Raw genomic sequence first — 11,837 nt, 5'->3', positions numbered from 1 at the left:
ATCCCGATCGTGCGCGCGCCCGACAATGACGACGAGTTGATCAAGCTGTCGAACTCCACCGCCTTCGGCCTGTCGTCCGGCGTCTGCACCAACGACTACCGCCGCATGCAGAAATACATTGCCGGCCTGAAAGTCGGCACGGTCAACATCTGGGAAGTCCCCGGCTACCGCATCGAAATGTCCCCTTTCGGCGGCATCAAGGACTCAGGCAACGGCTACAAGGAAGGCGTCATCGAGGCCATGAAATCCTTCACCAACGTCAAGACCTTCTCGTTGCCGTGGACCAACTAGGCCTTCTCCAGGCGTGGTCCTGACCGAAGGGAGCTTCCGCGCTCCCTTCTCTATGTTCTGCCGCAGCCATGCGGACAATTGCCTTGGGAGAACAGTCATGTCGCGAAGCCAACCGGTTCTGGTCCACACCGAGGGTGAATCCAACAAATCGGCGGCGCGCGGCGTCTGGTCAGCGAAGCAGGACGATCCGGCGACGCGCCGCCTGCTGGCCCGCGACTCTGACGCCTTCCTGCACCAGAGCCTGTCGTCGCCTTGCGTCTCGGCTATCGCCAAGGCGGAAGGTATCTGGATCGAGGACACGATGGGCCGCCGCTACATGGATTTCCATGGCAACAGCGTCCATCACATCGGCTACGGCCATCCGCACCTGAAGGAGGCGATCAAGAAGCAGCTTGACGATCTGCCCTTCGCACCGCGCCGCTTCACCTGCGAGCCGGCGGTGGAACTGGCCGAGACGCTCGGAAAGCTTGCGCCCGGTACACTCGACAAAGTGCTGTTCACCACCGGCGGCTCCGACGCCATCGAGGTGGCGCTGAAGGTGGCGCGCGCTGCGACCGGCCGGTTCAAGACCCTGTCCTTCTGGGACGCTTTTCACGGCGCTGGCTTTGGCGCCGCAAGCGTCGGCGGCGAGGCGACGTTCCGCTCCGGCATCGCCGGCCCACTGATGACCGGCACCGAGCATGTCGCGCCCTGGGCCAGCCACAACTGTCCCTATGGCACCAATTCGCTGGAGGATTCGGCCCGCGCCTGCGCCAACATGATTTCCTATGTGCTGGCCCGCGAGGGCGATTTCGCCGCCTTCGTCGCCGAGCCGATGCGGGCGACGCCGCTGGTGCCCGCGCCCGGCTTCTGGAAGGCGGTGCGCGAGGCCTGCGACCGCCACGGCACGCTGCTGATCTTCGACGAAATCCCGACCGGCCTTGGCAAGACCGGCAAATTTTTCTCGTCGGAACATGACGGTGTGACGCCGGACATTATCGTGCTGGGCAAGGCGCTCGGCGGTGGCATCTTGCCGATCGCCGCCGTCATCGCGCGCCACGACCTCGACGTCGCCGGCGACTATGCCATCGGCCACTACACCCATGAAAAAAACCCGGTGACGACGCGAGCGGCGCTCACCACCATCGCCATCATTCGCGACGAAGGGCTGGTCGAGCGTTCGGCTGAACTCGGCGATTATGCCATGGGCCGGATGCGCGACCTGATGGCGCGCTCGCCCTTCGTCGGCGACGTGCGCGGCCGGGGCCTGATGTTCGGCGTCGAATTGGTCGAGGACAAAGAGACGCTCAAGCCAAACAATGCGCTTGCCGAAAAGGTCTATTACCGCTGCCTGGACGAAGGGCTGAGCTTCAAGATCAGTGGCGGCAACGTGCTGACGCTGTCGCCGCCGCTGGTGATAGCGCGCGAAGATCTCGACCGCGCGCTCGACATTGTCGAAGCCGCCGTTCTGGCGGGCTGACGACATGGCAATGAAAGCCGTACGCACCGACCGGGAACTGGAATGCCTCGGCATCGACGCCGGCCTGAGGGCGCGGGGCATCGAACTGGTGACGCTGCCGGATGGTATCCCCGAAGCAGAACTGATGCGCGAGGTCGCCGACGCCGACCTTTTGCTGATGTGCTACACGCCGATCACCGCGCGGGTGATCGAAGCCGCCCCGAAGCTGAAAGGCATCGTCAAATACGGTGTCGGTGTCGACGCCATCGACATTCCGGCGGCGATACGGCGCGGCATCCCGGTCGTCAACGTGCCGGAATATGCCGAGGAAACCGTGGCGGAAGGCGCATTCGCGTTGATGATCGCGCTGGCCAAGCGCCTGCCCGCCATCAGCGCCGCCGTACAGCACGACGGCTGGGTATGGCCGGAGCAACGCTGGCTTGGCCGCGATATTTCGGGCGCGACGGTCGGCCTCGTCGGCTGCGGCAAGATCGGCCGCTCGATGGCGCGCATGGCGGGCCTTGGCTTTCGCGCAAAAGTGCTCGGCTACGATCCCAATGCCGACCCGGCCGCGCTCGCGGCGCTCGGCATCGAGAAGGTCGATGATCTCAAGACGATGCTTTCCGCCTGCGATTTTATTTCGATCCACTGCGTGCTGAACGACAAGACGCGCGGGCTGATCGGGCGCGCCGAGCTTGCCTGCCTGAAGCGGGACGCCATCCTCATCAACGTCTCACGCGGCGCGCTGATCGACGAGGCAGCCCTGGTCGAGGCGGTGCTTGCCGGACGCATCGGCGGCGTCGGCCTCGACGTCTATTCGCAGGAACCGCTGGCGACTGAGGGCCACATGCTAAGCCCCTTGTTCGGGCGAAACGATGTGATCCTGTTTCCGCACCTCACCTTCTTCACGGCCGAGGCGATGCAGCGCCTGGAAGAGGATGCGCTGGCGCGCTGCTTCGAAATCCTCGACGGCCGCCCGGTGACGGTGCGTTCGCGCGATCCGCGCCTGCGGGCGCAGACGGCGGGCGTCGCGTTCGGCTGACAGGGTCCTGTCACAAATCCGCTAATGCATGTCGCCCGAAAGTGGGAACCGGTTTCGGGACAACGACATGCATCGAAACAGACTATCACCGGCATGTCATCCAGCGATGCGATGCGGCGCGACCGATCGTGCGGCCTTGTTTTGCCTAGAACCACAGGCCGAGCCGGCCCCACTTCGGTGTCTGAAGACACATAAGCCTAGCTTTGCCATTCATAAATTAAATAGATTTTACTTATCCTAGCGGCCACAACACTATCCTCGGGCAGATGACTTGGCCGCATCAGAACGGACCGCCAAGGAAGCAACGTCATCAGGACACTTGAGTGCCTCAAGCAAAGGGAGATACCATGAAAACGAGATTTACGCTGGCTGCGGCCGCAAGCCTGCTGCTCGCAGCGACCGCCATGCCGGCTTTTGCCGATGGCGTCGTAACCATTTACAGCGCCGACGGCCTTCACGACGGCGATCCAAGCTGGCTTGGCAGCCAGTTCGACGCCTTCACGGCCGCGACCGGCATCAAGGTGCAGTTCGTCGAAGCCGGTTCCAGCGGCGTCGCCGACCGCATCGCCAAGGAAAAGTCGAACACGCAGGCCGACGTGCTGGTGACCTTGCCGCCCTTCATGCAGAAGGCGGCAGCCGATGGTTCGCTTCAGGCCTACACACCGGCCGGCGCGGATCAGATCGACGCCGGCAGCAAGGACGCCGGCGGCATGTTTTATGCGCTGGTCAACAACTACCCGAATTTCATCTACAACGCCGAGGTGCTGAAGGAAGCGCCGAAAAACTACGACGATCTGCTGGACCCGAAGTTCAAGCAGAAGATCCAGTATTCGACCCCCGGCCAGGCTGGCGACGGCACCGCGCTGATGCTGCAGACGTTTCATGCCTTCGGCAGCAAGGAAGCCGGCCTCGCTTATCTGAAGAAGTTGCAGGTGAACAATCTCGGCCCGTCCGCCTCGACCGGCAAACTGACGGCGCTGGTCAACAAGGGCGAAATCTATGTGGCCAATGGCGATATGCAGATGAACCTGGCGCAGTCCGAGGCCAATCCGAACATCAAGATCTTCATCCCCGAAGGTCCGGACGGCAAGAAGAGCGTCTTCTCGCTTCCCTACTATATCGGGCTGGTGAACGGCGCGCCGCAGGCCGAAAACGGCAAGAAGCTCATCGACTTCCTGCTTTCCGAGGAAGCCCAGAAGCAGGTCAGCCTGGTCGCCAAGGGACTACCGTCGCGCGGGGATATTCATCCCGACGACGAGAACTACAAGAAGTTGCATTCGGTCCTCGAAGGCGTCGAGATCTGGACGCCCGATTGGAACAAGGTGCTTGATAGCTTGAAGGACGACGTAGCCGCCTACAACGAAGCGATCTCGAGCAACTGATGTCCGGGGTAACGATGGTGAGCGAAATGATGCAAGGCGCGGCAGCCACGACCATTCAAGGTTCGACTGCGGCAGGCGCGGCCAGCCGGATCGGTTTCGAGAACGTTTCCGTTTCCTATGGCAATCTCGTCGTCCTTGAATCCCTGACGCTCACCGTCAACCCCGGCGAAATCGTCGCTCTTATCGGCCCTTCTGGGTCCGGCAAGACGACCGCTCTACGGGCGGTCGCCGGTTTCGTGCGCCCGTCCAGCGGGCGCATCACCATCGGCGACCGCGACGTTACCCACCTGCCCCCCTATGACCGCAACATCGGCATGGTGGTGCAGAATTATGCCCTGTTCCCGCATATGCGGGTCGAGGAGAACGTCGCCTTCGGCTTGCGCGCCAAGGGCGTTTCGCAAGACATCATCCGCACCCGCGTGCCGGAATCGCTGGCCATGGTCGGCATGGCCGCCTACACTAAGCGCTACCCGCGCGAGCTTTCCGGCGGCCAGCAGCAGCGCGTCGCCATTGCCCGCGCGCTGGCGATCCGCCCGCAGGTGCTGCTTCTCGACGAGCCGCTGTCGGCGCTCGACGCGCAGATCCGGCGTTCCATGCTCGACGAACTGGCGAAGCTGCACCGCGATCTGCCCAATCTGACCGTTCTCTACGTGACGCACGACCAGACCGAGGCGCTGACCCTGGCCAACCATATCGGCATCATGCGCGACGGCAAGCTGAAGGCGTTCGGCGGCGCGCAATCGCTGTTTCGGCATCCGCCCAACCGTTTCGCCGCCGAATTCCTCGGCCGCGCCAACCTTATTCCCGTGACCGGGCTGGATGGTGTCGGCGACACGCATGCGCGCGTCAAATTCGGTGCGACGGCGCTTGCCGCGCAAAACCATCATCGCCTGCAGAAAGGCAGCGACTGCCTGCTGTGCGTGCGCCCGCATGACTTTAAGCTGCGCAAAGGCGACAACGACACCAATACGCTGACCGGCATCGTGCAAAGCGTCCAGTGGCAGGGCGACGTTCACAACATCACGCTCGAAATTGCCGGCCATGCCGTGCGCATGACCTCGACGCCGATGAGCAATCCCCCGGAACCCGGCGCGCCGCTCACCGTGCATTTCGACCCGGCCGACGTCACGCTGGTGCCGGAGGACGACATCCATGGCTGACGCTGCCGCCGCGCTGACGCCCGCCGCGCCCATGGCCAAGCCGACCGGCCTGTGGGTCGCGCCGCCGCTGCTCATCCTCGCGGTGATCTTTTTCTATCCGCTGACGCTGATCGTGCGGCAGTCGCTGGGCGACGGCGACGTGCTCTCCCTCCAGCACTTCCAGGAGGTGCTTTCGTCGCGACAGTTCCTCAACGGACTGTACTACACCATCATCATCGCGGTAACGGCCACCGCCGGCTGCCTCGTGCTCGGCTTTGTCCTGTCGCTGGTCATTGCCTTCGTTCCCTTTCCCGGCGCCAAGACGGCGGCGCGCCTGATCGACACGATCATCGCCTTCCCGACCTTTCTGGTCACACTCGCCTTTACCTTCATCTACGGGTCGGCCGGCATACTCAACGGCTCGCTCATCCATCTGTTCGGCTTCGAACTGCCGCCCGTGGATTTCCTCTATTCGCGGTGGGGCGTGATCCTGGCGGAAATCACCGTGTTCACGCCCTTCGTCATGCGCCCGCTCCTGGCGACGTTCTCGCAGATCGACCAGGCCCAGATCGAGGTGGCGAGCAGCCTGGGCGCCAGGCCGCTGCGCATCGTGCGCCAGGTCATCCTGCCGGCGTCGCTGCCCGCGCTGGTGGCAGGCGGAAGCCTGTGCCTGCTGCTTACCGTCAACGAATTCGGCATCGTCCTGTTCATCGGGGCCAAGGATGTGATTACGCTGCCGCTGCTCGTCTACAGCAAGGCCATCCAGGAATTCGACTACACGACCGCCTGCGTCATCGCCGTGGTCAACATTGCGCTTTCGCTCGGGCTTTACGGCCTGTACCGCATGGCCATCGGATATTTTGGAGGCGACCGTGCTGGTGTGGTCTAAATCCGGGCGTCTTTTGACCTGGGCCTTCATCGTTCCGCTGTTCCTGGTCATCTACGGCCTGCCGATCGGCGTCATCGCGCTGGCAAGCTTCAGCGCCCAGTGGAACGATTTCCTGCCCAGCCAGTTCACGCTGTCGAACTATACCGAAGCCTTCCGCAACGCTTCCTTCGACAGCCTCAAGGCAAGTTTCCTGACCGGCGTGTTCGCCAGCCTGGCGGCGTTGGTCAGCGGCACATGGGCGGCGCTTGCGCTGCGCAACATGAAGCGCCTGCCGAAGCGCATCCTGGACGTCTGCTTCTTCATACCGAGCGCGGTGCCTTCGGTATCGATCGGCCTCGCCATGCTCATCGCCTTCAGCCAGCCGCCGTTCCTGCTCAACGGCACCACCATGATCGTGATGATCGCGCATTTCGTGCTGATCTCCGCCTTCACCTACGGCAATGTCACCGCGGGCCTGAGCCGCATTCCCACCGATTGCGAGCAGGTCGCCGAAAGTCTTGGCGCGCGGCCCTTCTACCGGTTGCGCCGCGTAACCCTGCCGCTGCTGCTGCCCTATCTGATCGCCGCCTTCAGCCTGAGCTTCGCGCTGTCGATGGGTGAACTCGGCGCCACCGTGATGATCTATCCGCCCGGCTGGATCACGCTGCCGGTCCGCATCTTCACCCTGTCGGATCGTGGCGCGATCTTCGATGCGGCGACGCTCGCCATGATCCTGGGAACGGCGACGCTCATCATGTTGATCGCCCTGTCGCGCATATCGACCAAGGCTTCGGTGCGCTGACCGAGCCGGAGGAATCTCCCACCGACTGATGCCGGCGAAACCTCCGCCGGCATTTTTTTGATCGGATGCCGACCGGCAGAAAAAGCGCGCGCGCCGTGCAAAATTGCGCTATTGCACGCCTCGCCGGATCCGCCACGAAGTGCCCCGCCGGCCAGCACCGTTCCATGGGGCCTGCGACCATGCCACCCGCTCCCGATACACCCGCCGCCGAGCGCTACGCCGCCTTTCGGCACAAGCCTTTCCTGAGCTATTGGGCGGCGCGCTTTCTCGCCAATTTCGCGACGCAGATCGTATCCGTCGCCGTTGGCTGGCAGATGTACGACCTGACCCGCGATCCGTTCGACCTCGGCCTGGTCGGCATCGTCCAGTTCCTGCCCGCTTTGCTGCTGGTGCTGGTCACCGGCGTGATCGCCGACCGCTTCGGCCGCCGCCTGATCATGGCGACCGCCATCGTAGTCGAAGGCGGCTGCGCCGCGGCCCTGCTGGCGATTACCCTGCATGGCGGCATGGGCGTGCTGCCGATCTTCGGCGTGCTCGCTTTGTTCGGCACGGCCCGCGCCTTCTTCGGGCCGGCCTCATCCTCGCTGTTCGCCAATCTCGTCCGGCCCGAGGATTTCGCCAACGCCATCGCCTGGAATTCTTCCGCCTGGCAGATGGCGACCATCACCGGGCCCGTGGCCGGGGGCCTGCTTTACGGACTTTCGCCGGAAATAGCCTACGCTACCGCCGCCATCCTGATGCTGGTCGCGGCCGGCCTGATCTTCACCATCCCAAAACCCGCCCAGCAGAGCGAAACCAGCAAAAATTCCATGCAGACGCTGTTCGCCGGCTTCGGCTATATCTGGAGCGAGAAGGTGGTGCTCGGCGCGATCTCCCTCGACCTGTTCGCGGTGCTGTTGTCCGGCGCGACGGCGCTGCTGCCGGTCTATGCGCGCGACATCCTCGAACTGGGGCCATGGGGCCTCGGGCTGCTGCGTTCGGCGCCGGGCATCGGCGCGGTCGCCGTGGCCGTCTGGCTGGCCGGCCATCCCATTCGCAACAATGCCGGTGTCATCATGCTCTGCTTCGTCGCCCTGTTCGGGACCGTTACCATCGTCTTCGGCCTGTCGACGATCACCTGGCTGTCCATCGCCGCCCTCGTCCTGCTCGGCGCGACCGATATGTTCAGCGTCTATGTGCGCGAGACGCTGATCCAGCTATGGACGCCAGACCGGGTGCGCGGCCGCGTCAACGCCGTCAACCAGGTCTTTGTCGGCGCCTCGAACGAACTGGGCGAATTCCGGGCGGGCACCATGGCCGCACTCATCGGCACAGTTCCGGCCGTTGTGATCGGCGGCGTCGGCGCAGTCGCGGTCGCCGGCATGTGGGCCTATCTATTCCCGGCACTCCGCAAGGTGCGGCATCTCGATGCCCGCCACTAAAACATCGGGCGGAAAGGGACGCCCGCATCTCGCTCAAAATTATCGGGACTGATCCCGTTCATGAAGTTGGATCGGCCTCAATCCAACTTCATCGTGATCCAGCAGCGATGCGCGCCATGCGTTAAAATTCAGGCGGCCTTCTGCTTTGGCGTGATCAGGCCGCGCGCGACCAGCAGTTCGGCGATCTGCACGGAATTGAGGGCAGCGCCCTTGCGCAGATTGTCGGAAACGACCCAGATGTTGAGGCCGTTGTCGAGCGTCGAATCCTCGCGGATGCGCGAGATGTAGGTGGCGTCTTCGCCGGCGCACTCGATCGGCGTGGCGTAGCCGCCATCCTCATGCTTGTCGATGACCAGGCAGCCCGGCGCTTCGCGCAGGATTTCGCGCGCCTCGTCGGCGGTGATCGGCTTCTCGAACTCGATGTTGATGGCTTCCGAATGGCCGATGAACACCGGCACGCGCACGCAGGTGGCGCTGACCTTGATCTTCGGGTCGAGCATCTTCTTGGTTTCGGCCACCATCTTCCACTCTTCCTTGGTGGAACCGTCTTCCATGAAGGAATCGATGTGCGGAATGACGTTGAAGGCGATGCGCTTGGTGAACTTCTTCACCGCGACCGTATCGGCCACGAACACGGCGCGCGTCTGCGTGAACAGTTCGTCCATGCCCTCCTTGCCCGCGCCCGAAACCGACTGATAGGTCGAGACGACGACGCGCTTGATGATGGCTACGTCATGCAGCGGCTTCAGCGCCACCACCATCTGCGCGGTCGAGCAGTTCGGGTTGGCGATGATGTTTTTCTTCCTGAAGCCTTCGATGGCGTCCGGGTTCACTTCCGGCACGATCAGCGGCACGTCCGGATCGGTGCGGAAGGCCGACGAATTATCGATGACGACGCAACCCTGCTTGCCGATCTTCGGCGACCATTCCTTGGAAACATTGCCGCCGGCCGACATGATGCAGATATCGACGTCGGAAAAATCGTAATTGTCGAGCACCTTGGTCTTCAGCGTCCTGTCGCCGAACGACACTTCGGAATTGAGCGAGCGGCGCGAGGCGAGCGGCACGATCTCGCTGATCGGAAAGCCGCGCTCTTCCAGGATGTTGAGCATTTCGCGACCCACATTGCCCGTGGCGCCGACTACCGCAACCTTGAAACCCATTGAAAATCTCCTGTCGCTCTCCGCTTTGCTGCTTGGAGAACCCGCCGGCCAGTGCGGGTCGCCTCCCCCGTGGCAAACCCGGGGAGAGAGCGAGCAGGCCAAGGGAGATCAGACCGTGGTGGCGGTCGTTTTTTTGGCCGTGGTTTTAGTCGAGGACAGGCGCGCGCGACGCCCTGCGCCGGAAGCCGAAGCTCCGTGGCCGGGGAAATCGAATGCAAAAAGCGCCATCAAAAGGCCGCGCATGAAAGAATATCCTGTTCGGAGCCGGCTTTTACGCGCTTTGGCGAAAGAGTCAATCGGGCGCACCCTGTACATTGGACGCCGCCCGAAGTACGACACCGGAAATCGTTTGGCCTGCTGCCTGTCGGCTGCGGCATTGCTTGGCGACGGATGTTCCGTGGTCAGCTTAGCGAAAACCGAATTCCGAAAGACGAAGATGACAAAATACGAAGGTATCGTTCCTGCGCTTGCCCAAGCGCTGGAAAAGCACGGTTACGTGGAGTTGACCTCTGTCCAGAAGGCCGTGCTCAGCTCCGAAATAGGCCAGGCGGACGCGCTGGTCTCGGCGCAGACTGGTTCCGGCAAGACGGTGGCCTTCGGCCTGGCGCTTGCGCCGACGCTGCTTGGCGAAGCCGAGCGCTTTTCGCATGCGGGCGCGCCGCTGGCGCTGGCCATCGCGCCGACGCGCGAACTTGCCCTGCAAGTCGCGAGAGAGCTGGAATGGCTCTACGAATTTACCGGCGCGACCATCGCCACCTGTGTCGGCGGCATGGACATGCGCACCGAGCGGCGCGCGCTGGAACGCGGCGCGCATATCGTCGTCGGCACGCCGGGCCGCCTGCGCGATCACATCACCCGCCATGCGCTCGACATGACAGGCCTGAGGGCGGTTGTGCTGGACGAGGCCGACGAGATGCTCGACCTCGGCTTTCGCGAGGATCTGGAATTCATCCTCGACGCCGCCCCCGCCGATCGCCGCACGCTGATGTTTTCGGCCACCGTGCCGCGCGCCATCGCCACGCTCGCCAAGGGCTATCAGCGCGACGCGGTGCGCATCACCGCCGCCGGCGAGGAAAGGCAGCATCACGACATCGAATATCGGGCGCTTTCCGTCGCGCCGGCCGACCGCGAAAACGCCATCATCAACGTGCTGCGATTCTATGAAGCCAAGAACGCGCTGGTGTTCTGCAACACGCGCGCCGCCGTCAACCACCTCACTGCCCGCTTCAACAACCGCAATTTTTCCGTGGTGGCGCTGTCGGGCGAACTCAGCCAGAACGAACGCAGCCACGCGCTGCAGGCAATGCGCGACGGGCGCGCGCGCGTCTGCATCGCCACGGACGTGGCGGCGCGCGGCATCGACCTGCCCAATCTCGAGCTGGTGATCCACGCCGACCTGCCGACCAACCCCGAAACGCTGCTGCACCGCAGCGGCCGAACCGGGCGCGCCGGGCGCAAGGGCGTCAGCGCGCTGATCATTCCCCATCATGCGCGCCGGCGCACCGAACGTCTGCTGCAGAACGCCGCCATTACGCCCGAATGGGCAAACCCGCCCTCGGCCGACGAGGTCATGCAGCGCGACAATGAGCGCATGCTGGCCGACAGCGCCTTTACCCAGCCGGTAGGGGACGAGGAGCGTGCGTTCGTCGACACCTTGCTGGCAACGCATAATGCCGAGCAGGTCGCGGTCGCGTTCCTGCGGCTTAGCCGCGCCGGCCGCTCGGCACCGGAAGATCTGTCCCCGCCGATGGCGTTCCGGCCCTCGACGGAGCGGGGCGAGCGAGCCGTTGCGTCCTACGACGACAAGCCCAGCCGGCGCGACGATTTTGGCGACAGCGTCTGGTTTTCGCTGTCGGTCGGCCGCCGGCAGAACGCCGAGCCGCGCTGGCTGATTCCGATGCTGTGCCGCACGGCCGGCATCACCAAGCGCGAAATCGGCGCGATCAAGATGCAGCCGGAGGAAAGCTTCGTGCAGATCGCCGCCGGCAGCGCCGACCAGTTCTTTGCCGCGACCGGGCCGGACCACAAGGTGCAGGGAAGCATATCGGTGAAGCGGCTGGATGGCCTTCCCGATCTGACCAGGGCCGGCTACGCCCCGCCCCCGTCGGACCGCAAGCCACATCGCGGCAAGGGCAGTTTCGATAATGCCGCGCCGAAGCGGCCCTTTGAAAAACGCGAAAAGCCGGCATTCGCCGGAGACTCAAAGCCGTGGGCCGCAAAATCGGGCAAGCCGAAATTCGACAAATCCGGCCCGCCGAAGACCAAGAAGCCGAAGAAGAAGCCCGAATAGG

The 11,837-nt window shown here is 63.7% G+C and carries 11 protein-coding genes; 9 read left to right on the top strand and 2 right to left on the bottom strand.

Going from position 1 to position 11,837, the window contains the following annotated elements; all coding sequences use genetic code 11:
- The 8 genes from ACX3P1_RS24810 to ACX3P1_RS24775 form a co-directional block, all read left to right on the top strand.
- Positions 1 to 291 (top strand): aldehyde dehydrogenase family protein (locus ACX3P1_RS24810; protein ID WP_459082238.1); only part of this gene is annotated, 291 nt, incomplete at its 5' end.
- 97 nt (positions 292 to 388) lie between these two features.
- Complete coding sequence (gene pbfA / locus ACX3P1_RS24805; protein ID WP_459082237.1) at positions 389 to 1,750, top strand: (R)-1-hydroxy-2-aminoethylphosphonate ammonia-lyase; 1,362 nt, start codon at positions 389 to 391, stop codon at positions 1,748 to 1,750.
- A 4-nt stretch (positions 1,751 to 1,754) separates the two neighbouring features.
- Positions 1,755 to 2,771: a 2-hydroxyacid dehydrogenase gene (locus ACX3P1_RS24800; protein WP_459082236.1), complete on the top strand. Its 1,017-nt coding sequence runs from the start codon at positions 1,755 to 1,757 to the stop codon at positions 2,769 to 2,771.
- Between the two features lie 347 nt (positions 2,772 to 3,118).
- Positions 3,119 to 4,153, top strand: coding sequence for a 2-aminoethylphosphonate ABC transporter substrate-binding protein (locus tag ACX3P1_RS24795; protein WP_459082235.1), 1,035 nt, complete (start codon positions 3,119 to 3,121; stop codon positions 4,151 to 4,153).
- Positions 4,153 to 5,313 carry an ABC transporter ATP-binding protein gene (locus ACX3P1_RS24790; protein ID WP_459082234.1) on the top strand — a complete coding sequence of 387 codons (1,161 nt, stop codon included), beginning with the start codon at positions 4,153 to 4,155 and terminating at the stop codon, positions 5,311 to 5,313. The genes ACX3P1_RS24795 and ACX3P1_RS24790 overlap by 1 nt, the downstream gene beginning before the upstream one ends.
- Positions 5,306 to 6,181, top strand: coding sequence for a 2-aminoethylphosphonate ABC transporter permease subunit (locus ACX3P1_RS24785; RefSeq protein WP_459082233.1), 876 nt, complete (start codon positions 5,306 to 5,308; stop codon positions 6,179 to 6,181). Before ACX3P1_RS24790 ends, ACX3P1_RS24785 begins: the two co-directional genes overlap by 8 nt.
- Positions 6,165 to 6,962: an ABC transporter permease subunit gene (locus ACX3P1_RS24780; protein ID WP_459082232.1), complete on the top strand. Its 798-nt coding sequence runs from the start codon at positions 6,165 to 6,167 to the stop codon at positions 6,960 to 6,962. Before ACX3P1_RS24785 ends, ACX3P1_RS24780 begins: the two co-directional genes overlap by 17 nt.
- A 179-nt stretch (positions 6,963 to 7,141) precedes the next feature.
- Positions 7,142 to 8,383, top strand: a complete 1,242-nt coding sequence (locus tag ACX3P1_RS24775; protein WP_459082231.1) for an MFS transporter — start codon at positions 7,142 to 7,144, stop codon at positions 8,381 to 8,383.
- A gap of 128 nt (positions 8,384 to 8,511) precedes the next feature.
- Here the strand turns inward: ACX3P1_RS24775 and ACX3P1_RS24770 are convergent, their stop codons facing one another.
- Both ACX3P1_RS24770 and ACX3P1_RS24765 read right to left on the bottom strand, forming a co-directional pair.
- Positions 8,512 to 9,546, bottom strand: a complete 1,035-nt coding sequence (locus tag ACX3P1_RS24770) for an aspartate-semialdehyde dehydrogenase (protein WP_459082230.1) — start codon at positions 9,544 to 9,546, stop codon at positions 8,512 to 8,514.
- Between the two features lie 108 nt (positions 9,547 to 9,654).
- A complete protein-coding gene (locus ACX3P1_RS24765; protein WP_459082229.1) occupies positions 9,655 to 9,789 on the bottom strand; it encodes a hypothetical protein in 135 nt (44 codons plus the stop codon).
- Between the two features lie 193 nt (positions 9,790 to 9,982).
- Here ACX3P1_RS24765 and ACX3P1_RS24760 point away from each other — a divergent pair, with 193 nt between their 5' ends.
- Positions 9,983 to 11,836, top strand: a complete 1,854-nt coding sequence (locus tag ACX3P1_RS24760; RefSeq protein ID WP_459082228.1) for a DEAD/DEAH box helicase — start codon at positions 9,983 to 9,985, stop codon at positions 11,834 to 11,836.
- Position 11,837: the final 1 nt, after the last annotated feature.

The organism is Mesorhizobium sp. A623 (genome assembly GCF_054489405.1).
This window is presented reverse-complemented; position numbering and strand designations above follow the sequence as displayed.

Excerpts from the sequence above, each read along its gene's own strand:
- pbfA (WP_459082237.1), top strand. The coding sequence starts at position 389 with ATGTCGCGAAGCCAACCGGTTCTGGTCCACACCGAGGGTGAATCCAAC.
- ACX3P1_RS24800 (WP_459082236.1), top strand. The coding sequence starts at position 1,755 with ATGGCAATGAAAGCCGTACGCACCGACCGGGAACTGGAATGCCTCGGC.
- ACX3P1_RS24795 (WP_459082235.1), top strand. The coding sequence starts at position 3,119 with ATGAAAACGAGATTTACGCTGGCTGCGGCCGCAAGCCTGCTGCTCGCA.
- ACX3P1_RS24790 (WP_459082234.1), top strand. The coding sequence starts at position 4,153 with ATGTCCGGGGTAACGATGGTGAGCGAAATGATGCAAGGCGCGGCAGCC.
- ACX3P1_RS24785 (WP_459082233.1), top strand. The coding sequence starts at position 5,306 with ATGGCTGACGCTGCCGCCGCGCTGACGCCCGCCGCGCCCATGGCCAAG.
- ACX3P1_RS24775 (WP_459082231.1), top strand. The coding sequence starts at position 7,142 with ATGCCACCCGCTCCCGATACACCCGCCGCCGAGCGCTACGCCGCCTTT.
- ACX3P1_RS24770 (WP_459082230.1), bottom strand. The coding sequence starts at position 9,546 with ATGGGTTTCAAGGTTGCGGTAGTCGGCGCCACGGGCAATGTGGGTCGC.
- ACX3P1_RS24765 (WP_459082229.1), bottom strand. The coding sequence starts at position 9,789 with ATGCGCGGCCTTTTGATGGCGCTTTTTGCATTCGATTTCCCCGGCCAC.
- ACX3P1_RS24760 (WP_459082228.1), top strand. The coding sequence starts at position 9,983 with ATGACAAAATACGAAGGTATCGTTCCTGCGCTTGCCCAAGCGCTGGAA.